A 20,192-nucleotide genomic window follows, 5' to 3' on the forward strand; every position below is an offset into this window, starting at 1 on the left:
AAAAAGACCTGAGCACTTTTTTATAAGCGATAAAAAAGAGCGCATAGAGCGCTCAATTTTAAGATAAAAGCTTAAGCTAACAGTCTTAGTCTTTTACAAAAGTAACAGTACCATTTGCCAAAGATTCAACACGTGCCAAAGATTCAACACGGTAACCTTTATCTAGCAACAGTTGACGACCGGGTTGGAATGATTTCTCAATCACGATCCCGATGCCAACCACCTCTGCTTCAGCCTGATGAATTAAGTCAGCAAGACCTAAAGCAGCTTGACCATTGGCTAAGAAATCATCAATGACTAAAGCTTTATCGCCTTTAGTAATATGCTTTTTAGAAATCGCAATGGTACTTTCAATTTGTTTTGTAAAAGAGAATACTTTTGAACGATATAAATCATCTTTAAGGGTTAAAGATTGATATTTGCGTGCAAAAATAACAGGTACACCAAGCTCCAAACCAGCCATTACAGCAGGAGCAATACCTGACGCTTCAATTGTAATGATTTTGGTAATACCCGCATCTTTAAAGAGGCGAGCAAATTCCTGACCAATCAGTTGCATCATGGCAGGGTCAATTTGGTGGTTTAAGAAAGAATCGACTTTCAGAACTTGATCAGATAGAACGATACCTTCAGCTAAGATTTTCTGTTCTAGTGCGTGCACAGGGAGAATCCTCTAGAGGCAAGGTGCTTTTTAAAGCAAAGGCGTATTTTAAAAAGCACCAAAAAAAATGCAAGCTCAAATTGACCAAAAGGTGAAAAATCTCTTACTTTTTGTAACTGGTCAGGGTTAAGTTATAAGAGGTCTTACCATCTACATGCGACATTTTTACAGGTAAATAGTCCAATTGTGGTGCTAACCAGAAGATTGAGCTTTTTTCCCCATTATCATGAGTGAGTACCACTTTGATGGTATTGTACGTTCCCGCTGGGGTTTTAATGGATTCAGTACCTTGTTTTACAAAACGACGAGCGTCAAGCCCCTTAGCATCAGCGATCAGATAGCTCGATTTTAAACCAGAACCTTTTAAGTCTTCACGTACTTGTAATTCAGCATTGAGTTCATCCAAAGCACCTGCTTTCCAAGGGAAAGATCGTGCTTGATCTTTTTTCTTGGTATTGATGGTTTTATTGTTTGGATTGAAGTTAATGGTCATCGTGTCGTTATGTACCAACACTTTACTGGTACGACTAAAACTATTGGAATTAATTTGACCATTGCTAAAAGTAAAACGACTGGTTTCGCTTGCTGATGCAATTGCAGCCGCTTTGGCAGCAAAGACATAGGTCCAATTGTTACCATTTTGACTTAAAGTACGGGTAGCAGAGCCTAGATTTTTGCCATTATAAGCAAATTGATAGCTGGCTTGGAATGGACTCATGGCAAGAGCATTGCTTGAAAATCCAACCAATAACATTGCAGTAGAAATACCGGCTGCTGTGCTGAATGTTTTAAATAACGTTTTTGCCATCATTAAATGTCCTATGCATTTAAAAGTATCTGTGAGTTATAGCATCTATTATGCAATGTAATTGGGGAGAAAATATTCACTTTATTTCAAATCCTGTGAATTTATGTATTGGTTTTGCTCGGTTTGACTTGAAATTTGACCCAAAATGAACGATTTAGCTTTTTTGCTCGATGGGTGTGACCTTATCGTCGATATAATCCTCTTCTTCTAAGTCAACCATGCGGTCATCATCTTCTCTAAAATTACTGAATATGGCTGTGAGATTGACATTCCCAATCACCACTAACTCTGTTTCACGAAGTTCGGCATGATTAACATGAACTTTATTTAAAGTGTCCATAATAGAGCGGTTTTTACCTAACCAACGGTTAAGGTCTAAATGTAATAATTCATCCTTCACGCGAATGACATCAAATTTTTCTAAGATCATGCCCAAAGGATCTTTTTTAAGTACCTTTTGATAGAAGAACAATGCACAATTTACGCCCATTTTGTACCAAATATTAGGATACTTTGCTTCGATGACTTGGGTGTTGCTGATTTGTTCAAAAACAATCAGTTGCATATCTTTGTTCATTTCCATTTGAACTAATTTAAGATCGACAGACAATACCAAATGCATGCCTTTAACATTCAGTGTTGCATAAAGTCTTAACCAATCATCATGCAAGTCGGCATGTAAATCTTCAAGAATTTTGACATTGTCAGTCACATAACGTTTAAACGTTGCATTTAAAAATACTTGAGAGAGTGGAAATTCGCGCTCTTCTTCTATAAAACCTTCGGCTTTTTGGTATACTTGTCGAATACGTTTAACAATGTTAGAAAGTAGCGTCGGCATAAGTATGGTCCCAAATCATCATCACTTTTAGGCGATAAACTTGTCGATGATTAAAAAAATTCAAGTCTAAAGATTGCAGTTTAGCAAAAAACATTGCACCATTTTGAGTGTTTTAAAATTACGTTTTTACTTTCATTAAGTCAGTCACAAAGTTTGTGAATAATGTAAGACTAAACTTATTTTAATAAATTTTAAATTTGGCAATTGGGGAATTTTGTCGGATTAATGTCATGATAAAAAAATTATTTGCCAATACGCAACATACTGGGTACTGGTGGCAAGATGCATTATTTGTCGGGGCAGTTTCAATTGCTGTAATTGTCCACGGGTTATTTTTATCTGTGCAATTTGGTATGCCGCAAGAAAATAATACTGCGACAAAAGAAATTGCTGTCAGTATTCGCCCAAGTGAAGATAAAGTCAAAGATGCTGATTTCCTTGCGCAAGCAGATCAACAAGGTTCAGGAACCTTTCGTAAAGAACATCGGATGTCCTCTGATATGCCAGCACAAGCTGAAGATAAAAGTGCAGGGGATCAACAGCTTGAAGCTTTAGAGCAAATACAGCAAAAACGTGAATTAAAATTTGAAGAAAAAGTGCTGATGACCGTTTTAAGTTGGCAAAAGCAAGCTGAACAAAACGATCGAAAAAAGGCAATGGAAGAATTACAAAGCCAAATGCAAGCCAAAGCCGCGATGGTGGCGAGCTTAGAAGCACAATATTTACAAAAGCAGCAAAATTTTAGTAAACAACAAAAAATTAAAACCTTAGATGGCATTCAAGCGAAACAAGATGCATCGGCTGGTTATTTGGATAAATTCCGTGAAAAAGTCGAAATGTATGGCAACCGCTATTATCCTGATCTTGCTAAGCAACAGCGCCTTTCAGGTGAAGTTCGTTTAATGGTGATTCTGAATAATGAAGGGGGAATACGGGCAATTCGTTTAATCGAAAGTTCAGGTCATGCCATTTTAGATGAAGCCGCTAAAAATTCGGTACGTAAGGGTGCTCCATTTGGACGTTTTGATGCAAAAATGAAAGATATTTCTGAACTACGAATTGTCAGAACGTGGCGTTTCGATCCCGCTGAGTCTGAATTTGAAGTCCATTAGAGCGCTTAGCAAAACCTTGTATTGCCTAGTTCAATCAATGCACTCGCAGCTTAAAAATCTGCTAAAGTCGACTGACTATAAAGAATGAGTTTGGTACTGTTGCACCAAGCTGATACCTTCTGGGAATTTCATCAACAATGCCAAATCATAAGGGCTTTTCGCAGAGCGATTTTTGCTGTTTAAATCAGCACCGTTTTCTAGTAATAGCTTAACCAGATCATAGTGTTGTTGAGCATTAAAAATAGCAGTCCAAAGCGAAATATTTCCTGAATGATCTTGCAGTGATAAGTCTGCGCCATGTGCGATGATTGCGCGAGCAATACCGATATTATTTTTATAAACAGCTATCAAATGTAATGCTGTTTGTCCTTGATTATTTTGCAAATTTACATCAATGCCAAGCTCAATTAGTTTGAGCGCAATGTCATCTTGTTGATGTTGCAAGGCATACATCAGCAATGATGAACCATCAAGCTGTTGATTGAGGGTTTCAGCGGTGAGTTTTCCTAAAGCAGCGTTGCTTTCGCCGTGTAAAATCAGTTGGAATAATTCTGACATAGCAAAGTCCTTTTATAATTATATTTGGTCTGCCAATTTTAAGCGTTTTATGAAGAGATTGTCGATATTTCAGCTGTCGTAAGCATCTGTGAAGTGTCAACAGATGTTAATAAGATCTTGTGATTTCACAAATTTCGACACGAAAGTTTTTATACCACTGCAGTTTGCCAATCCTTTGAGCTGCTTGATGTTCTGCATCTTTATGCCATGCTTGGATATCTTCAAGTGAGTTCCAATAGGAAAGCGCAATTTCAAAGTCATTTTCGCAAATCGATTCAAATTTTTGACAGTTAAATTGAGTCAGCGCTTTTTCTCGTAAATGCTGCGCGGTTTGAATATAGGTCTGATCAAGTACATTGACCTGAGCTTTAAAAATAACCACATATTTCATATTTTATCCCTAGCTCTATATCACAGACATCATTCGATGTTGAATCCGCTTGGAAGCATGCTTGAGTTACTTAAGATCAGTTCTCAAGCGATTCTGCATTAAAGTAAATTATGATCCTGTGCTTGAATTGGTGGTGGGGTAGGTTTACCTAGGGTTCCGAGCAGTTCAATTTCAATCATACGAACCATCGAGTCGAGTGGTAAGTCATTGCTTTGAGTACCAAAAGGTTCTTCAATCTCAGTACTTAAAGCATCTAAGCCGAGAAATGTATACGCCAAAATGCCCACCAATAACGGTGTGGCTAAACCCAATAATGAACCTAAGCTAAATGGAAGCATAAAGCAGAAAAAATAGACAGTTCGATTTAATAAAACTGAATAGGCAAATGGTAAAGGTGTCGTAGCAATACGATCACAACCTGTTTGTACCAAACTGAGTTCATTAACATGCTCATTGAGCTGGGTGTAGATGATGTCTGAAATCTCACCTTCTTTCAAAGCTTGCATCAATTCCCATTGAATTAGACTCAGGGTGTATTGCGGTGCATTGGTCTGTTGGTAGAGTTGGGTTAATGCTTGAGGACTCATACCACTAGTTTCGACCAGAGCATCGGGATTGGCAGTTTGATGTCGTAAGCGATCTCTCAATAAGTTTGCAAAAACAATGACATGTTGAATAATTCTTTCGCGACGACCTTGCGGAAAAATACGGCAGTCACGGTCAAAGTGACGCGCATTTGCAATCAACATTCCCCAAAGCTTACGGGCTTCCCACCAACGGTCATAACATGCTGTGTTTTTAAAGCCTAAAAAAATAGACAGGACAACCCCGATAAGGGTAAAACCGACCAGAGGAAGCTCAGGAAAACGATATAAATCAGTATATTCAATTCCACCTACGATGGCAGAGATGAGCATCACAAAACCTAGCGGTGGTAACACTTTTGGCAGAATCGTACCACGCCAAGACAGGAGTAATTTAAGAGTATCGTTTTGATCGCGGACAATCATGTTTTTAAGTCTATAATTTTTTAGTGATCTTCACCGCTTCAAGGATACTTGTCAATCTTATTTGCAGGGAAAGTTTTAGATTTGATGAGTCCATGTTCAGTAAAGGAATAGCTTTGTTCAGCGGCGATGATCATATGATCTAATAATTCTATTTCAAGCAGTTGACAGGCTTTGAATATTTGCTGAGTTAGATCGTAATCTTCACGTGAAGGTTTTGCTAAACCTTTAGGATGATTATGGGCAATGACAATAAACGTCGCCTGTTTTTGTATGGCATGGCGTAATAATTGATTGATCGAAATGTTGCAGTAATTGATAGAACCAAAAAATAACTTTTTAAAGCTTAACTTGCGTAATTGGCTATCTAAACAAAGCACAGCAAAGACTTCTTGTTGTTCTCCAATCAATTCATAACGTAAATAATCTCGAATTAAATCAGAACGACTTAAGTCCATACCTTGTTGGAGTTGATGTTTAAGATAGCGACGACCTAATTCTTTGACTGCCATCAGTTGCGAATATTTAGTTTCTGCAATCCCATGAAACTGACGAAGCTCTTCTAAAGAGGCATCAAAGACGGCATTTAAATGTCCAAAATGCTGAATCAATATACGTGATAATTCGACCGCAGAGTGCTGTTTAGAGCCTGAACGAAGGAAGATTGCCAAAAGTTCGGCATCGGATAAACTGTGTGCCCCTTGCAAGAGTAATCTTTCACGTGGGCGTTCTTGTTCGGGCCATTGTTTGATTGAATGGTTCATTATTTTCCACATTTTTAATTTATTGTACTTTTCATTTTTCTCCCGATAACTGCTTGGGAGATAGACTATTTAATGCTATTGTGAGCGCCACTGCAACAGAAAGGTAGCCTGATCGTGAGTTTCGATCTCAGTGTGTTTTCTAATAAAAATATTATTCTTGCTGTCACTGGCGGTATTGCTGCCTATAAAAGTGCCATCCTTGTACGTCGTTTAAAGGATTACGGTTTTAATGTCCGTGTGGTGATGACGCATGGTGCACAAGCATTTATTACACCGCTGACTTTTCAGGCATTGTCAGGTAACCCCGTTCATACAGAATTATTAGACCCTGAAGCAGAAGCAGGGATGGGACATATTGAATTAGCACGTTGGGCAGATCTGGTTTTGGTTGCGCCAGCCAGTTGTGACACGATTGCAAAATTTGCTGCGGGATTGGCAGATGATTTACTCAGTACGCTTTATCTGGCAACAAAAGCACCTGTTTGGGTTGCCCCTGCAATGAACCAACAGATGTGGGCTGCCAAACCTACTCAACGTAATTTAAATACATTGGTTGAAGATGGTGTGCATGTGATCATGCCAGAAGCAGGCTCTCAAGCTTGTGGCGATGTTGGCTTAGGGCGTATGCCTGAACCAGAAGATCTCGCAGAACAGGTTAAAAATTATTTCCATCAGGCACAACGTGCGATTGCGGAAAAATTTGGCTTATTGGCTGGAAAGCGTGTGGTGATTACCGCAGGACCAACACGTGAAGCAATTGACCCCGTCCGTTATATTTCCAACCACAGTACAGGAAAAATGGGTTTTGCCATTGCAGCTGCGTGTTATTCAGCAGGAGCAAAAGTCACCTTATTGGCAGGACCAGTTAGTTTAGATACCCCGAATGGTGTGCGTCGTATCAATGTCTCTTCAGCAATCAAGATGCTGGATGAGAGCATGCATCAACTCGAAGAAGGTTGTGATGTTTTCATCGCAACTGCTGCTGTTGCGGACTATCGTGTGGCTGAAGTTGCTGAGCATAAGATCAAGAAAGCAGGTGATGAACTCAATGTTTCTCTAGTTAAAAATCCTGATATTGTGGCGACGATTGCACAACAGTCCAAGCGTCCATTTATGGTGGGTTTTGCTGCTGAAACACGCAATGTTGAAGAGTATGCAGCAGGAAAGCTAGTAGCAAAAAAACTCGATATGATTGCATGTAATGATGTTTCACGTGCAGATATTGGTTTTGCTTCAGATCAAAATGCAATGACCGTGTTCTTTGCTGAGCAATATCAAATGGAAAAACGAGACTTGGAAAAAGCATCTAAACAAGAAATTGCTCAACAGTTGGTTGAAGCGATTCACGATGCTTTAAATCACAAAATTGAGCCTGTATAGATTTTCTTGGTCGGTTTTAAATATAAAAATGCAACGATTTCGTTGCATTTTTTATTTGCTATTTTTTGTGGTTTTAAACTATGTTTAATGTTGAATATGGATAATAGCTGTACTTTCATTCCCGTTGATAATTCACAATAGCCACAGTTTTAAGGAAGATCACAATGATCAAAAAAACTTTAGCCACCGTAATGATGATGTCTGCTTTGAGTTTGAGTTCAATGAGTTTTGCAGCAACTCTGCAACAGAATATGCAGGCATTGGGTAAAAACTATAAAGCATTTAATCAAACCACAAATCCAGCAGAAGCCAATAAAGCACTAGACAACATGCGTGCGGCTGCAACAGATGCAAAAAAAGTTAAACTGAAAGGTCGTGGTGATGCCAGTGCGCCAAGCTCAACACAACTTTATGATCAATTGATTGCACAGATTGATAAAACGCAAGCCTTAGTCAAAGGTGGACATTTAGATCATGCCAAAATGGAAGGCAAAAAAATTGCTGAAATTCGTGATCAAGGTCATAAGATCTATCAATAGTCTTACTGCGGAACTATGCATTTAGATGATTTATAAATAAGTCAAAATTATAGATCATATATTTATATACGTTCATTAACGTGATCCATATGGTTATAAAGCTTGCAATGCCACACTTTATAATTTACGTGTAGTGATAGCTCATCACGACAGAGAATCAGGTAAATTTATATCGCTTGTGTATAAACGACTTGTTTTTTTGACTAACGCAATTTCGAAGAATAGATTTATCCATTTAAAAAGCCGCTAGTTTAATGACTAACGGTTTTTTATTGTATGGTGATTTTTAAACGATATTGAATCACTAAACTCAGCATGATTCGGATTTGTTCATCACTTTATCTTTGTTAAGTTATAACGAGAAGATCAGGAGACATGTGATGCAACAGCAAAATCACTTTGCACGTATTGCAAAAGCCATAACCTATATTCAGCACAACTTTAAAGCACAGCCCAATCTTGATGAAGTGGCGGCACATATTCATTTAAGCCCTGCTCATTTTCAACGCTTATTTACTGAATGGGCGGGAACCAGCCCTAAAAAATTCTTGCAATATATTAGCTTGGAACATGCCAAAACATTATTAAAGCAAGATCATTCGGTATTTGATGCGGCTTATGATACTGGGCTTTCCAGTACCAGTCGTTTGCATGACTTATTTATACAAATAGAAGGGATGACGCCGGCTGAATATAAGCGTGGTGGTGAAGATTTAACGATCCATTATCAATATGCTGAAAGTCCATTTGGAACTGTTTTGGTGGCATCTACAGCGAAAGGCATTTGCTTTATGTCCTTTGTGGACAACGAGCAGGAAAGTTTTGCTGCAATGCTCGAAAAATTCCCCAATGCTCAATTTTATCAACAAGCAGATGTACTCCATGAGCATGCTTTGGCAATTTTTTCATCTGATTTTTCATCTGAGAATCAGCCATTAGGACAAATTAAACTTCATTTAAAAGGGACTGATTTTCAGCTAAAAGTCTGGGAAAGTTTACTTAAAATTCCAATGGGACAATTAACCACCTATGGTGATTTAGCTGAACAAGTGGGAAATCCTAAAGCCTCTCGTGCAGTGGGTACGGCAGTGGGGCACAACCCCGTGGCATTCTTAATCCCCTGTCATCGAGTCATTCAAGCCACAGGCGTACTCGGTGAATATCATTGGGGTAAAAGTCGAAAAATGGCGATGATTGGTTGGGAAGGTGTTCAAACACATGTCGACATTTAATATTCAACAGGCTCAAGTCCTGAGCGAGAAAATTAAGCATTTGGACTGGACGATAATCCATGAGCAACTCAATCAGCAAGGTTATTCACACATTGAGAATTTTTTATCCGATGAGCTTTGTGAATTAATCAAAGCACATTATCACCATGAAGATTTATACCGTAAAACTGTCAATATGCAACGCTATCGTTTTGGCGAGGGTGAATATAAATATTTTCGTCACCCTTTACCCAATTTATTGCAATTGCTGCGTACACAGTTTTACTCCCACCTCGTTCCGCTCGCCAATGCTTGGTTTGCGAATTTAAACATCAATCGGCAATATCCAACATCACATGAAGCATTTTTACAGCAATGTCAGCAAGCGGGTCAAAACAAAGCGACTGTATTGATTTTGCATTATCAACAACATGGTTTTAATACCTTACATCAAGATCTCTATGGTGAGGTTTATTTTCCGATTCAAATGGTGATTTGTCTCAATCAAGCCAATGCTGATTTTAAGGGCGGTGAGCTGGTACTGACAGAGCAAATTCCTCGTGCACAGTCCAAAGCAATGGTGATACAACCGAACAAGGGAGACGTTTTACTTTTGACCACACACTTTAGACCCAAGAAAGGTACGCATGGTTACTATCGGGTCAATATGAAGCATGGTGTAAGTCAGTTAACTGAAGGAGAGCGTTTTAGTTTAGGTATTATTTTTCATGATGCAGTGAGTTAAAGCATGATTCAGCATAGTGAAATAGAGAGATTAGCGTTATATAGCAAGCTTAAAAATGCTGAAATTTTATTTGCGGGCAACCAAAAACTAAGAATTTATGGACGTCTAGACTGCGCCTCTGGTAAACGGATGTTAAAAAACAATCGAGTATTCTTTAGTAGTGAAGCGGAAGCTTTAGCATTGCAATATCGACCATGTGGACACTGTATGAAATCAGCCTATTTGAAGTGGAAAAATGCAACAATTTGAATTTAAACCTGAGCAAAATCAAAACTTGCTTCCATATGATGGCGTGGTTCATTATTTTGGAACCATTATGCAAGAACCTGTGGCGCACGCTTATTTTGAGCAACTGTTAAAGACGATTGAATGGAAAAATGATCAAGCGATTATTTTTGGCAAAAAGATCATCACCAAACGTAAAGTGGCATGGTATGGCAATCAGCCTTATGAATATACCTATTCCAACACATCAAAGTACGCCTTGCCGTGGACAAAGCAATTACTGGAACTTAAACAGCAGATTGAACGGATTACAGGTGAAACATTTAATTCCTGTCTGCTTAATCTTTACCACACAGGCAAAGAGGGAATGGCTTGGCACAGTGATGGTGAAACAGATCTAAAAAGGAATGGTACGATCGCATCTTTAAGCTTTGGAGCAGTCCGAAAATTTGCCTTTAAACATAAAAATAGCCAAGAAAAAGTTGAGATTTTTCTCGAAAATGGCAGTTTACTGATCATGAAAGACACCACACAAACCCATTGGTTGCATCGCTTGCCACCGACCAAAAAAGTCCACACTGCTCGGATTAATTTGACCTTTAGAACGATTGTTGAGACGGGTGTATAAAAATTTTTGTTGTTATTTTTCATGCAGCAGAAACAGGATGCCGCCAAAGATAAAGCCAATAAAACAACCATAAAAAATAAAAGGGTAGGGAATTAAATTTAGCAGAAATTGAGTTTGACTGAAGGGATAAAAAGGGTACATGTCTGCATGCATCAAACCATCTAAAAGAATGTGACTAAAACTGCCTGTCAGTGCACTGAGAGTTGCCACTCGCCATGTGATTTGCCAATTTTTTTGTTTGAGTAGTCTGCGCAAGACAAACTCACTCATCACTTTGCCTATGGGAATTGCGATTAAAGCAATCAATAAGGCACCGATTAAATTGTGGGTATAAAGATGTAAAGTATTCCAGCCCAAAATCATACCAAGCAAGGGTTCGATATCCATCAGGACTTGAATACCCGAAAAAATCAGTAAGCTAAAGCGATGATTTCCGATTCCTTTACACGTTGTACCTAAACCTAAATGTAAGGGGGTAATGGGCATAGGTGATTTGTCGTCGTATTTTGATTTTTAAAGTATAAAAAATGCCATGATCAAATTTTGTGAAATTTGAGTGAACTTTATTTTACTGATTCGGCAATAAAAAAGACCGCACAAAGCGGTCTTTTCAAACTTAAAATCTAAGAAATTAAGCTTGACCTTCAGCAGCAGCGGCTTGAGCGCGCTCCATATTTGCTTCGAACTCAGCATCAAAATTGATTGGCGTAAGAAGTAATTGTGGGAAGCTACCTTTAGTCACAAGATCGTTCACAGCTTCACGTAAGAATGGGAATAAAATGTTCGGGCAGTATGCACCTAAGATGTAAGGAAGACGATCTTCTTCGATACCATCAATCAAGAAAATACCTGATTGTGTAACATCCACGATAAATGCTGTATCACCTGCATTGTTTGCTTGAACCACGACTTTTAACGATACTTCAAAGTGTGTTGCATCAACTTTTTCAGCAGCAGAAGACAAGTTGATGTTTAATTCAGGTTGCCATTCTTTCGTAAAAACTTGAGCGCCAGGCACTTCAAAAGAAATGTCTTTTGTATAAATACGTTCTAAAGCTAGTTGTGGTTGAGCTTGTTGTTCTTCACTCATTCTTTATTCCTTAAATTTTAAGAAGTGATTAATTACGCAAGTAATTCATCGAGTTTGCCCGCTTTTTCTAAAGCATAAAGCTGGTCGAAACCACCGATGAATTCATTATTAATAAAAATCTGTGGCACAGTACGGTGCTTGGTTTGCTGGATTAGCTCAGTCTTAACCTCAGGTGCTTCTTGATCGAGATTAATTTCGGTAAAAGCAACACCTTTACGCTCAAGCAGAGATTTTGCACGTACACAGTATGGGCAGAAAGTTGTTGAATAAACTTTTACTTCAGCAGACATGTTGAGCTCCTTAAGCTTATTTTTTAGCTTTAACTAATGGCAAGCCTTGGGCTTTCCAGTTACTAATACCACCATCTAGACGATAACTGTCTGCATGACCGACTTGTTGCAAGGCACTACCTGCCACTTGACCTAAGTTACAGATAAAGACTAAAGGGCGATCTGCAGTTTTCAATTCTTCAATATGACTGGCAATTTGGCTGTAGGGAATATTGCGGCTACCACTGACATGACCTTCGCGAAAATCTTTCGCATCACGTAAATCAATCAGCATTGCATTTTTGGCTTTCACCAAAATACCAAGGGATTGTGGTGAAATTTTACGACCACTACGTTGTCCTTCAAAAATAAAGAACAAGACAATGAGTGCCCCTAAAATACCAAATAAGAAGGGGTGATTCCCCATAAACTCAAACCAACGTTCCACAAGTCACCTAATTACAATCAAAAACTGCGTCGAGTATAGCGTATATATATGGTGATCAAAATCACCGCTTCAAGGTTATCGCAGAAGAAATTTAATTTTTTTGTTGCGCATCAGTGATTTCTTCAATTAAGCGCAAATAACTTTCCAGACGTCTGGCTAGAATTTGACCATCATCCACTGCTTTTTTAACCGCACATTGCTTTTCATGGGTATGCGTGCAATTACGATATTGACAATGTCCAATCAAGTTGGAGATTTCGGGAAAACCAGCATCAATTTTTTCAAGGCTTAGATGCCACAGTCCAAACTCACGGATTCCTGGTGAGTCAATCAATGCACCATTTTCACCAAAGCGAATTAAACGTGTTGATGTTGTCGTGTGTTGTCCAAGTGCTGAGTTTTCAGAAATGATGTTGGTTTTCTGTTCTGCATCGGGAACAATAACATTAATCAATGTACTTTTGCCTACACCCGATTGACCTACAAAAGCGACGGTTTCATTGTCTAAACGTTGCTTCGGTTCGCTAATATCACCTTCAGACTGTGTGATCAACACTTCATAGCCCAAGTCTTGATACTCTTTGATGAGATCTAAAATTGGGTCACTGTCTTTGAGTAAGTCGGATTTGTTCAAAACCAACAGCACAGGAATATTGGCATCTGCACAAGCCACCAAATAACGATCAATTAAGGTAGGTGCAGGTTCTGGTAAAGGCGCAAAAACAATCACGATCAAGCTGATATTGGCTGCCACAGGTTTGACCTTGTGGTAACGGTCTGGGCGAGTTAACAGTGATGTTCTCGGGTGAATAGCTGTGATAATACCTAAACCGGTATTGGGGTCTGCCTGCCATTTAACTTTATCCCCTGTGACCAACAATTCAAGATTGGTACGGGTATGACAACGCCAGACACTGCCGATTTCAATTGGTTTCCAAAAGGGTTCAGGTTCGCCTGCTTGAACAATAGGTTTTTGTGGATGTTGAGCGGGTGTAGAAAGGGCTTGTACTTCGAGTTGTCGTCCATAATGCTGAACAACCAGACCTTCTAGGTCGTTGGAAGTGTCGATTTCTTCTTGACGTGTTTTATGTTGTTTCTGAATGCGGCGTTGCTGCTGTTCAGTCAAACGACGTTTACGAATTAAAGCCATTCATGTCCTAAAAAAACCTTGAAAATGAGAAGGCAAAAATACCATGATGAGCGAATGAATTACAGCGCAGAAGTAAGAAATTTGCTACTATTCATTTTTTTATTGACCTAATAAGATTGACTCTATGAGCAGTACACTGGATACCCGCTTAATTTGGATTGACCTCGAGATGACAGGTCTAGATACTGATAATGACAAGATCATTGAAATCGCAACCATTGTGACAGATGACCATTTAAATATTTTGGCGGAAGGTCCGGTACTTGCAGTGCATCAATCAGATATTATTCTCAATGCAATGGATGAGTGGAATACCAAACAACATGGTCAGTCAGGTTTGATCGAACGTGTACGTCGCAGTAAACTCACAGCGCAAGATGCGGAACAACAAACCTTAGAATTTTTAAAGAAATGGGTCAGTCCGAAATCATCACCGATGTGTGGTAATTCAATCTGCCAAGATCGTCGCTTTATGCATCGTTTAATGCCAGAGCTTGAGCAATTTTTCCATTATCGTAATTTGGATGTATCGTCTGTTAAAGAGTTGGCAAAACGCTGGAGACCAGAAATTATGAGTGGTCTTAAGAAAAATGCATCACATTTGGCGATGGATGATATTCGCGACTCAATCGCAGAATTAAAATACTACCGTCAATATTTCTTTATTGAGAATAAAGATTAAGCCAGTTTGAGTGAGATGATCGGCTAGGGTACTCCCCCTAAGTTTGTTGCTGTTGCTCTTTGGTATTCAAAGAGCATCATCATCTGACTATATTTATATTGGCTCTATTCTATGCCTACTTGGATAATATAAAATTTCAATCTCGACATCGCTCGTGTAAGTTACAGTCAATCTGTTGAAAACTTATACAGTAAGATATAATTTCAATAGATCAATAAAATCAATGCTACGAACATTTTGTTGAATAATATAAAGCTTTTAATGCCCCCGCTTTATTGTTAAAGTTTAAATAGATTTGCGTAGGCGATGTTTTACTTTTCAGAGACGAAAAGATAGCAAAAATCTTTTTTCGGTCAAAGGGGATATCCATATCGCCCTTGACCGACGGCGGCATCCATGCCGCCAACCGCGATAGCGACATCGTCTGACTATATTGGCTTGGTTTATTCAGTCAAGTTATACCTACATCGTTGATATAAAATTTCAATCTCAAGATCGCTCGTGTAAGTTACAGTCAATCTGTTGAAAAATTATACAGTAAAATATAATTTCAATAGATCAATAAAATCAATGCTACGAACATTTTGTTGAATAATATAAAGCTTTTAATGCCCCCGCTTTATTGTTAAAGTTTAAATAAGCTGAGTTTGATCTAAAAATCTTGATAAAACATGAGACTCGGAAAGGTTATCTGCAATATGTGAGGAGATCACATGGCTTTACTAAAATACGTTCAGTCACATCATGGATTGGGCTTTATCGAGTTTAAACTCATCTAATCATTTATTTATAACAAGTTTATTCATCTTTCAATTGTTAGATATAAACTGATATATAGGTATATATCAGATTGAAACAAGGGAATTTTTAATCTCTTTTTTACTATGAATTTTAATTTTTTAAGCTATACTGAAAGCGATGTCTTCTGACAACTCGTTACAAAAAAGAGCAAGCAGTTCAAATTGTTTGCATAAAAAACGTTTTAATATCCTTTTATATTTGAATTATTACAAAGAGATTGACTATGCAAAGTAATAACCCAATTTTAACGCGTGCGGAAACGTATGCGGATTATGAACAGCCAATGACCATACAAGGCGCAATTCAAAAGTCTATTTTATTGACTGTGATTGCTGCGGTATTAGGTGTTGGAATTTTCTTTTATAGCTTTAGCACCATGAATGTAGGAATTGCATACGCTGCTACAATGGTTGGTGCAATTGGTGGTTTGATTTTAGGTTTAATTGCGACATTTAAACCGAATACAGCACGTGTGTTGGCGATTCCTTATGCATTCTTTGAAGGTGCATTTTTAGGTGGTGTTTCCGTCATCTTCCAATTGAAGTTCCCAGGTATTCCTTTACAAGCGCTTTTGGCAACTTTTGTCACAACTTTGGTGATGTTTGGTTTATATAAATTCCAAATTATCCGTGCAACTGAAAAATTTAAATCGGTTGTGATTTCAGCGTCCATCGCCATTGGTTTGGTGTTTGTGGTGCAATTCATCATGCGTTTGGCATTTGGTTCAAGCATTCCGTTCTTATTTGAAAGTAACCTGTTAGGTATTGGTTTTGCTGCATTTGTTGCAGTGATTGCTTCACTTAATTTGATCCTTGACTTTGATTTGATTGAATCTGCTGCTGCACAACGTGCGCCTAAATCATATGAATGGTTATGTGGTATTGCTTTATTGGCAACTTTGGTTTGGATGTACTATTCATTCCTACGTTTATTGAGCTTATTGCAAGGTGATGATTAATCATTACTGATCGAGCAAAATAGATTTGATAAAGACGCACTTTTTACAGTGCGTTTTTTTATATTTTTACTAAACTTTTAAAAAAAGATGCATTATGCAATTTAGTTCTGAGCCAAGACTTGGCATTATGCTTACAAAATTAATCAAGTGAGAATTTCATGGCACAAGGACTATTGGCAGGTAAACGCTTTTTAATCGCGGGTATTGCAAGTAAATTATCCATTGCATTTGGTATTGCTCAGGCATTACACCGTGAAGGTGCAGAACTCGCATTTACTTACCCAAATGATAAATTAAAAAAACGTGTGGATGAGTTTGCAGAACAATTTGGTTCAACGCTGGTTTTTCCTTGTGATGTTGCTGTAGATGCAGAAATTGACCATGCTTTTGCTGAACTGGCAAAACATTGGGATGGTTTGGATGGTGTTGTCCACTCTATCGGCTTTGCACCTGCGCATACGCTGGATGGTGATTTTACGGACGTAACTGACCGCGAAGGCTTTAAAATTGCACATGACATCAGTGCTTATAGCTTTGTGGCAATGGCACGTGCTGCGAAACCTTTATTGCTTGCTCGCCAAGGATGTTTACTGACTTTGACCTACCAAGGTTCTGAGTCTGTGATGCCAAACTACAACGTGATGGGTATGGCAAAAGCATCTTTAGAAGCAGGTGTACGTTACTTGGCTTCGAGTCTAGGTGCAGAAGGAATTCGTGTAAATGCGATTTCAGCAGGTCCAATCCGTACTCTAGCGGCATCAGGGATTAAGTCTTTCCGTAAGATGTTAGATGCCAATGAAAAAATAGCACCACTGAAACGCAATGTGACAATTGAAGATGTTGGTAATGCGGCATTGTTCTTATGTTCACCTTGGGCAAATGGTATTACAGGTGAAATCTTGTATGTCGATGCAGGTTTCAATACTGTGGGTATGAGCCAATCCATGATGGATAGCGAATAAAGTTAAGTATATTTAACTGACTGAATTCAAAACATAAACCTCAATATTAAAATATGAATATTGAGGTTTTTTTACAATTTCTTAAAAATTAACCGATCAATAAACTAGGATTCAATCGTTTTTTTTGATTAAATATAGATAAATATTAATATTATTTTAAGTTAGATAAGAAAATGAATTTTGCCAATATATTTTCGGCTTTAGAACAACTTGGATTAACCGCTCAAAAAAGAGCTTTGCACATTCAGTTTAGCAATCCTGATTTGACTGCCCAAGTGTTCTTGCAACGCATTGATGGACAACATGCCATCAATCAAGGCGTGTCTGTGGAACTGATCTGTCTTGCAACATCTGCAAATATTCCACTCAAACAATTTATCGGTTGCCAAGCTGCAATCGACCAAGTCACCGACCGAGGACAATTGTTCCGTACCACAGGCATCATTACCGAAGCTGCACAAGGACAAAGTGATGGCGCACTGACGGTCTATAAGCTCAAACTTGAGGATGCAACGTCACTGTGGCATAAACGCCGTAATAGTAGAGTTTTTCTGAATAAGTCGGTGATTCAAGTTGTTGAAATACTTCATAAAGAATGGCAACAAAGAAGTCCGCTGTTTGCTGCTAGTTTGAGTTTAGATAAAACTGGGCTGACCAAAGACTATGATATTCGACCACTCATTATGCAGAATAATGAACGAGATATAGATCTTATTCAAAGGCTTCTAGCATCGGAAGGTGTGACGAGTTTAATTGATGAAGCACAGCTTAAAGTCTCTCATTTTAATGAACCCATCCAGCCTCAAAAGCTTCGATTGATTGATGACAATACTCAATACGAAAGTTTAGAACGACGCACGATCCGCTTTCATCGAAGTTCGGCTATAGAGACTAGCGATTCGATTATCAATTTTACAGGACAACGCTCCCTTCAACCGACATCGGTACATATCCACCGTTGGCAAGCCGATATTCTTGAAACCGAAGAAGGTGCAGGCAATGTACAAAGCAAATATCAGCACAGTGACCAGTACGATAACGCCAGTCTTGGCTTAGAACAAGTATGGCACTTTAGCCCTGCATGGATTCCTGATCTGAATGGGGAAGATGGTGCAACGCCATCGGGCAACAGTCAGATCGAACGCTTTAACCAAAACCTCAGCAACTACTACGATGCCCAAGCCAAACAATTCACGGCAATATCGACGGTACGAGATGCGCAGGTTGGTTATCACTTTGAGCTTGACCAACATCCAAGTCTAGAGCTAAAAGATTCTGCCGATCAGCAGTTCTTGATCATCTCCAAAAACTTTTATAACCAAAATAATTTACCCAAAGACTTGAGCCATCAAGTCGAAACTTTGTTAAAACAAAGTGATTGGCAACGCCCCCATCTCACCGTAAACAACAACGAAGAACGCCAAGCGAATCAGTTGGTGCTACAACGACGTAATATTACGGTTGTTCCTGAATATAATCCCTTAACTCAAAGACCCGCAGTCCATCCAATGCGAGCGAGAGTGGTTGGTCCAAGTGGAGAAGAAATCCATGTGGATGAATGGGGACGCATCAAGGTTCGCTTCCTCTTTACCCGCAATGAAGACCACAGTCATGATGGTGGCGCAGGCGCGAATAACAATGATACTGACTCAGCTTGGGTTGATGTCTTGACCCCATGGGCAGGCGAAGGTTATGGAGCTCGCTTCCTACCGAGGATTGGGGAGATTGTTGTCATCGACTTCTTTGATGGCAACATTGACAGACCATTTGTGGTGGGTCGAATTCATGAAGCGCAACGCAGCCCGAGCAAGTTTGATGACAAAGGCAAGTTGCCCGATACCAAGAAATTGGCAGGGATCAAAAGTAAGGAATATCAGGGTAGTGGCTATAACCAACTGAGATTTGACGATACCACCAACCAGATCAGCAGTCAGTTACACAGCAGTCATGGCGCAACTCAACTCAATCTTGGCAACCTCAGTCATCCAAAAGAGACAGATAGTAGCGAAGGTCGAGGAGAAGGCTTTGAGTTAAGAACTGATCAATGGGGTGCGGTACGTGCAGGTCAAGGCTTACTGCTGAGTAGCCATGCACAAGATGGGGCATCAGGTAATCATCTAGATACAACCGCAGCCAAAAGTCAGCTAGAAAGTAACCTGAACAATGCCAAAGCCTTAAGTGAGGTTGCCAAGAACCAACAGACTGATCCTTTAGAGGTCTTAGAACGAATCAAAGGGTTTATCAATACACTGGCTCAACAAGATCCGAAAAAAGCGGATGCATTTAAGTCCGCAGTAATGATGCTGGCTTCACCAAATTCAATTGCACTATCAAGCAATGAAGACATCCACCTCTCTGCGGATGGGCAAATCAGTCATAGTGCAGGCGGAAGCATTAATCTAAGCACACAAAAATCCTTGGTGGGACATGCCAGTTCAAAGATCAGCCTATTTGCAGCACAGGAAGGTGCAAGACTTTATGCTGGCAAGGGGAAAGTAGAGATTCAAGCACAGGGTGATGGTGCTGATTTGATTGCACGCAAAGGCATTCAAATCATTTCCACAGAAGATACGATTTATATTATCAGTCCGAAAGAAATCAAGCTGATTGGTGATGGCTCGGAAGTGAAGCTCAATGGTTCAGGTGTATTTGCAACGACTGGTGGATTATTTGAAGTGAAATCTGGGCAGCAGAAGTTTACTAGTGGTGCAAAGGTTGAAATGAAATCTCGTGAATTCAAAGAAACGCCTTGTTATTTAACCTATGAAGCTAAAGACTTACTTGGAAATCCATTAGCGAATAAAAAGTATTTAATGATACTGCAGAATGGTGATGTTATTCAGGGTGTTACGGATAGTCAGGGTAAAACACAAAAAGTAACAACACCATCTCCTGAAAATATCTCTATTTATATAGAAGATGAAAATATTAATAGCTATAATTTAAAAATAAAGGAATAGAT

At 39.0% G+C, this 20,192-nt stretch carries 23 protein-coding genes; 11 read left to right on the top strand and 12 right to left on the bottom strand.

The genetic code is table 11. The features are described 5' to 3' along the window. Nucleotides 1-85: 85 nt before the first annotated feature. The 3 genes from I9192_RS02660 to I9192_RS02670 all read right to left on the bottom strand — a co-directional run bounded on the left by I9192_RS02660 (nucleotide 86) and on the right by I9192_RS02670 (nucleotide 2,310). A complete protein-coding gene (locus I9192_RS02660) occupies nucleotides 86-661 on the bottom strand; it encodes a xanthine phosphoribosyltransferase (protein WP_004825120.1) in 576 nt (191 codons plus the stop codon). A gap of 103 nt (nucleotides 662-764) precedes the next feature. Next, nucleotides 765-1,469: a DUF3108 domain-containing protein gene (locus I9192_RS02665; RefSeq protein ID WP_010591293.1), complete on the bottom strand. Its 705-nt coding sequence runs from the start codon at nucleotides 1,467-1,469 to the stop codon at nucleotides 765-767. 154 nt (nucleotides 1,470-1,623) lie between these two features. Continuing rightward, on the bottom strand, nucleotides 1,624-2,310 hold the full coding sequence (locus I9192_RS02670; protein ID WP_005033958.1) for a hypothetical protein: 687 nt from the start codon (nucleotides 2,308-2,310) through the stop codon (nucleotides 1,624-1,626). A gap of 230 nt (nucleotides 2,311-2,540) precedes the next feature. Here I9192_RS02670 and I9192_RS02675 point away from each other — a divergent pair, with 230 nt between their 5' ends. Then, complete coding sequence (locus I9192_RS02675) at nucleotides 2,541-3,422, top strand: energy transducer TonB (protein WP_004825113.1); 882 nt, start codon at nucleotides 2,541-2,543, stop codon at nucleotides 3,420-3,422. Nucleotides 3,423-3,497: 75 nt separating this feature from the next. Here the strand turns inward: I9192_RS02675 and I9192_RS02680 are convergent, their stop codons facing one another. From I9192_RS02680 to radC, 4 genes are all read right to left on the bottom strand, one after another. Continuing rightward, a complete protein-coding gene (locus I9192_RS02680) occupies nucleotides 3,498-3,980 on the bottom strand; it encodes an ankyrin repeat domain-containing protein (protein WP_005033955.1) in 483 nt (160 codons plus the stop codon). A 106-nt stretch (nucleotides 3,981-4,086) separates the two neighbouring features. Beyond that, on the bottom strand, nucleotides 4,087-4,371 hold the full coding sequence (locus I9192_RS02685) for an antibiotic biosynthesis monooxygenase family protein (protein ID WP_004825107.1): 285 nt from the start codon (nucleotides 4,369-4,371) through the stop codon (nucleotides 4,087-4,089). A gap of 98 nt (nucleotides 4,372-4,469) precedes the next feature. Beyond that, nucleotides 4,470-5,381, bottom strand: a complete 912-nt coding sequence (locus I9192_RS02690) for a bestrophin family protein (RefSeq protein ID WP_004825105.1) — start codon at nucleotides 5,379-5,381, stop codon at nucleotides 4,470-4,472. A 38-nt stretch (nucleotides 5,382-5,419) separates the two neighbouring features. After that, complete coding sequence (gene radC / locus I9192_RS02695) at nucleotides 5,420-6,142, bottom strand: RadC family protein (RefSeq protein WP_004825103.1); 723 nt, start codon at nucleotides 6,140-6,142, stop codon at nucleotides 5,420-5,422. 114 nt (nucleotides 6,143-6,256) lie between these two features. Between radC and coaBC the strand changes: the two genes are divergently transcribed. From coaBC to I9192_RS02725, 6 genes are all read left to right on the top strand, one after another. Continuing rightward, nucleotides 6,257-7,522 carry a bifunctional phosphopantothenoylcysteine decarboxylase/phosphopantothenate--cysteine ligase CoaBC gene (gene coaBC / locus I9192_RS02700; RefSeq protein WP_005033953.1) on the top strand — a complete coding sequence of 422 codons (1,266 nt, stop codon included), beginning with the start codon at nucleotides 6,257-6,259 and terminating at the stop codon, nucleotides 7,520-7,522. A 164-nt stretch (nucleotides 7,523-7,686) separates the two neighbouring features. Then, the gene (locus I9192_RS02705) at nucleotides 7,687-8,061 is read left to right on the top strand and encodes a cytochrome b562 (RefSeq protein ID WP_004825098.1); all 375 of its coding nucleotides are present in this window, start codon (nucleotides 7,687-7,689) and stop codon (nucleotides 8,059-8,061) included. Between the two features lie 380 nt (nucleotides 8,062-8,441). Continuing rightward, a complete protein-coding gene (locus tag I9192_RS02710) occupies nucleotides 8,442-9,293 on the top strand; it encodes a bifunctional transcriptional activator/DNA repair enzyme AdaA (protein WP_151780535.1) in 852 nt (283 codons plus the stop codon). After that, nucleotides 9,280-10,017 (top strand): 2OG-Fe(II) oxygenase, encoded by a 738-nt coding sequence (locus tag I9192_RS02715; protein ID WP_151778946.1) that lies wholly within the window; start codon nucleotides 9,280-9,282, stop codon nucleotides 10,015-10,017. The genes I9192_RS02710 and I9192_RS02715 overlap by 14 nt, the downstream gene beginning before the upstream one ends. Before the next feature lie 3 nt (nucleotides 10,018-10,020). After that, the gene (locus I9192_RS02720; RefSeq protein WP_009586966.1) at nucleotides 10,021-10,266 is read left to right on the top strand and encodes an Ada metal-binding domain-containing protein; all 246 of its coding nucleotides are present in this window, start codon (nucleotides 10,021-10,023) and stop codon (nucleotides 10,264-10,266) included. Beyond that, nucleotides 10,253-10,870, top strand: a complete 618-nt coding sequence (locus I9192_RS02725) for an alpha-ketoglutarate-dependent dioxygenase AlkB family protein (RefSeq protein WP_151780533.1) — start codon at nucleotides 10,253-10,255, stop codon at nucleotides 10,868-10,870. The genes I9192_RS02720 and I9192_RS02725 overlap by 14 nt, the downstream gene beginning before the upstream one ends. 12 nt (nucleotides 10,871-10,882) lie before the next feature. Here I9192_RS02725 and I9192_RS02730 read toward each other — a convergent pair whose 3' ends face one another. The 5 genes from I9192_RS02730 to rsgA all read right to left on the bottom strand — a co-directional run bounded on the left by I9192_RS02730 (nucleotide 10,883) and on the right by rsgA (nucleotide 13,827). Further along, nucleotides 10,883-11,356, bottom strand: coding sequence for a DUF4184 family protein (locus I9192_RS02730; protein WP_200150091.1), 474 nt, complete (start codon nucleotides 11,354-11,356; stop codon nucleotides 10,883-10,885). A 145-nt stretch (nucleotides 11,357-11,501) separates the two neighbouring features. After that, nucleotides 11,502-11,960 carry a protein-export chaperone SecB gene (secB, locus tag I9192_RS02735; protein ID WP_004825088.1) on the bottom strand — a complete coding sequence of 153 codons (459 nt, stop codon included), beginning with the start codon at nucleotides 11,958-11,960 and terminating at the stop codon, nucleotides 11,502-11,504. Nucleotides 11,961-11,992: 32 nt separating this feature from the next. Beyond that, nucleotides 11,993-12,250: a glutaredoxin 3 gene (grxC, locus tag I9192_RS02740; RefSeq protein WP_004825086.1), complete on the bottom strand. Its 258-nt coding sequence runs from the start codon at nucleotides 12,248-12,250 to the stop codon at nucleotides 11,993-11,995. A gap of 16 nt (nucleotides 12,251-12,266) precedes the next feature. Beyond that, nucleotides 12,267-12,677, bottom strand: a complete 411-nt coding sequence (locus I9192_RS02745; RefSeq protein WP_004825084.1) for a rhodanese-like domain-containing protein — start codon at nucleotides 12,675-12,677, stop codon at nucleotides 12,267-12,269. Nucleotides 12,678-12,768: 91 nt separating this feature from the next. Continuing rightward, entirely contained in the window at nucleotides 12,769-13,827 is a 1,059-nt protein-coding gene (gene rsgA, locus I9192_RS02750) for a ribosome small subunit-dependent GTPase A (RefSeq protein WP_151780532.1), read from the bottom strand. 124 nt (nucleotides 13,828-13,951) lie between these two features. On the opposite strand from rsgA, the gene orn reads away from it, so the two are divergent. The 4 genes from orn (at nucleotide 13,952) to I9192_RS02770 (ending at nucleotide 20,190) form a co-directional block, all read left to right on the top strand. After that, a complete protein-coding gene (orn, locus tag I9192_RS02755) occupies nucleotides 13,952-14,509 on the top strand; it encodes an oligoribonuclease (RefSeq protein ID WP_009586958.1) in 558 nt (185 codons plus the stop codon). Between the two features lie 1,024 nt (nucleotides 14,510-15,533). Continuing rightward, on the top strand, nucleotides 15,534-16,268 hold the full coding sequence (locus I9192_RS02760; protein WP_005033931.1) for a Bax inhibitor-1/YccA family protein: 735 nt from the start codon (nucleotides 15,534-15,536) through the stop codon (nucleotides 16,266-16,268). A 158-nt stretch (nucleotides 16,269-16,426) separates the two neighbouring features. Continuing rightward, complete coding sequence (locus I9192_RS02765) at nucleotides 16,427-17,230, top strand: enoyl-ACP reductase FabI (protein WP_005033929.1); 804 nt, start codon at nucleotides 16,427-16,429, stop codon at nucleotides 17,228-17,230. Nucleotides 17,231-17,403: 173 nt separating this feature from the next. Continuing rightward, nucleotides 17,404-20,190, top strand: a complete 2,787-nt coding sequence (locus tag I9192_RS02770) for a type VI secretion system Vgr family protein (protein WP_200150092.1) — start codon at nucleotides 17,404-17,406, stop codon at nucleotides 20,188-20,190. The last annotated feature ends 2 nt before the right edge of the window (nucleotides 20,191-20,192 follow it).

The organism is Acinetobacter bereziniae (assembly GCF_016576965.1).
In the GTDB taxonomy this organism is placed as follows: Bacteria; Pseudomonadota; Gammaproteobacteria; order Pseudomonadales; family Moraxellaceae; genus Acinetobacter; species Acinetobacter bereziniae.

Excerpts from the sequence above, each read along its gene's own strand:
- rsgA (WP_151780532.1), bottom strand. The coding sequence starts at position 13,827 with ATGGCTTTAATTCGTAAACGTCGTTTGACTGAACAGCAGCAACGCCGC.
- radC (WP_004825103.1), bottom strand. The coding sequence starts at position 6,142 with ATGAACCATTCAATCAAACAATGGCCCGAACAAGAACGCCCACGTGAA.
- I9192_RS02690 (WP_004825105.1), bottom strand. The coding sequence starts at position 5,381 with ATGATTGTCCGCGATCAAAACGATACTCTTAAATTACTCCTGTCTTGG.
- I9192_RS02715 (WP_151778946.1), top strand. The coding sequence starts at position 9,280 with ATGTCGACATTTAATATTCAACAGGCTCAAGTCCTGAGCGAGAAAATT.
- I9192_RS02680 (WP_005033955.1), bottom strand. The coding sequence starts at position 3,980 with ATGTCAGAATTATTCCAACTGATTTTACACGGCGAAAGCAACGCTGCT.
- I9192_RS02765 (WP_005033929.1), top strand. The coding sequence starts at position 16,427 with ATGGCACAAGGACTATTGGCAGGTAAACGCTTTTTAATCGCGGGTATT.
- I9192_RS02705 (WP_004825098.1), top strand. The coding sequence starts at position 7,687 with ATGATCAAAAAAACTTTAGCCACCGTAATGATGATGTCTGCTTTGAGT.
- I9192_RS02770 (WP_200150092.1), top strand. The coding sequence starts at position 17,404 with ATGAATTTTGCCAATATATTTTCGGCTTTAGAACAACTTGGATTAACC.
- I9192_RS02730 (WP_200150091.1), bottom strand. The coding sequence starts at position 11,356 with ATGCCCATTACCCCCTTACATTTAGGTTTAGGTACAACGTGTAAAGGA.
- I9192_RS02720 (WP_009586966.1), top strand. The coding sequence starts at position 10,021 with ATGATTCAGCATAGTGAAATAGAGAGATTAGCGTTATATAGCAAGCTT.
- I9192_RS02710 (WP_151780535.1), top strand. The coding sequence starts at position 8,442 with ATGCAACAGCAAAATCACTTTGCACGTATTGCAAAAGCCATAACCTAT.
- I9192_RS02725 (WP_151780533.1), top strand. The coding sequence starts at position 10,253 with ATGCAACAATTTGAATTTAAACCTGAGCAAAATCAAAACTTGCTTCCA.
- I9192_RS02670 (WP_005033958.1), bottom strand. The coding sequence starts at position 2,310 with ATGCCGACGCTACTTTCTAACATTGTTAAACGTATTCGACAAGTATAC.
- secB (WP_004825088.1), bottom strand. The coding sequence starts at position 11,960 with ATGAGTGAAGAACAACAAGCTCAACCACAACTAGCTTTAGAACGTATT.
- I9192_RS02665 (WP_010591293.1), bottom strand. The coding sequence starts at position 1,469 with ATGGCAAAAACGTTATTTAAAACATTCAGCACAGCAGCCGGTATTTCT.
- I9192_RS02760 (WP_005033931.1), top strand. The coding sequence starts at position 15,534 with ATGCAAAGTAATAACCCAATTTTAACGCGTGCGGAAACGTATGCGGAT.
- I9192_RS02675 (WP_004825113.1), top strand. The coding sequence starts at position 2,541 with ATGATAAAAAAATTATTTGCCAATACGCAACATACTGGGTACTGGTGG.
- I9192_RS02685 (WP_004825107.1), bottom strand. The coding sequence starts at position 4,371 with ATGAAATATGTGGTTATTTTTAAAGCTCAGGTCAATGTACTTGATCAG.
- orn (WP_009586958.1), top strand. The coding sequence starts at position 13,952 with ATGAGCAGTACACTGGATACCCGCTTAATTTGGATTGACCTCGAGATG.
- grxC (WP_004825086.1), bottom strand. The coding sequence starts at position 12,250 with ATGTCTGCTGAAGTAAAAGTTTATTCAACAACTTTCTGCCCATACTGT.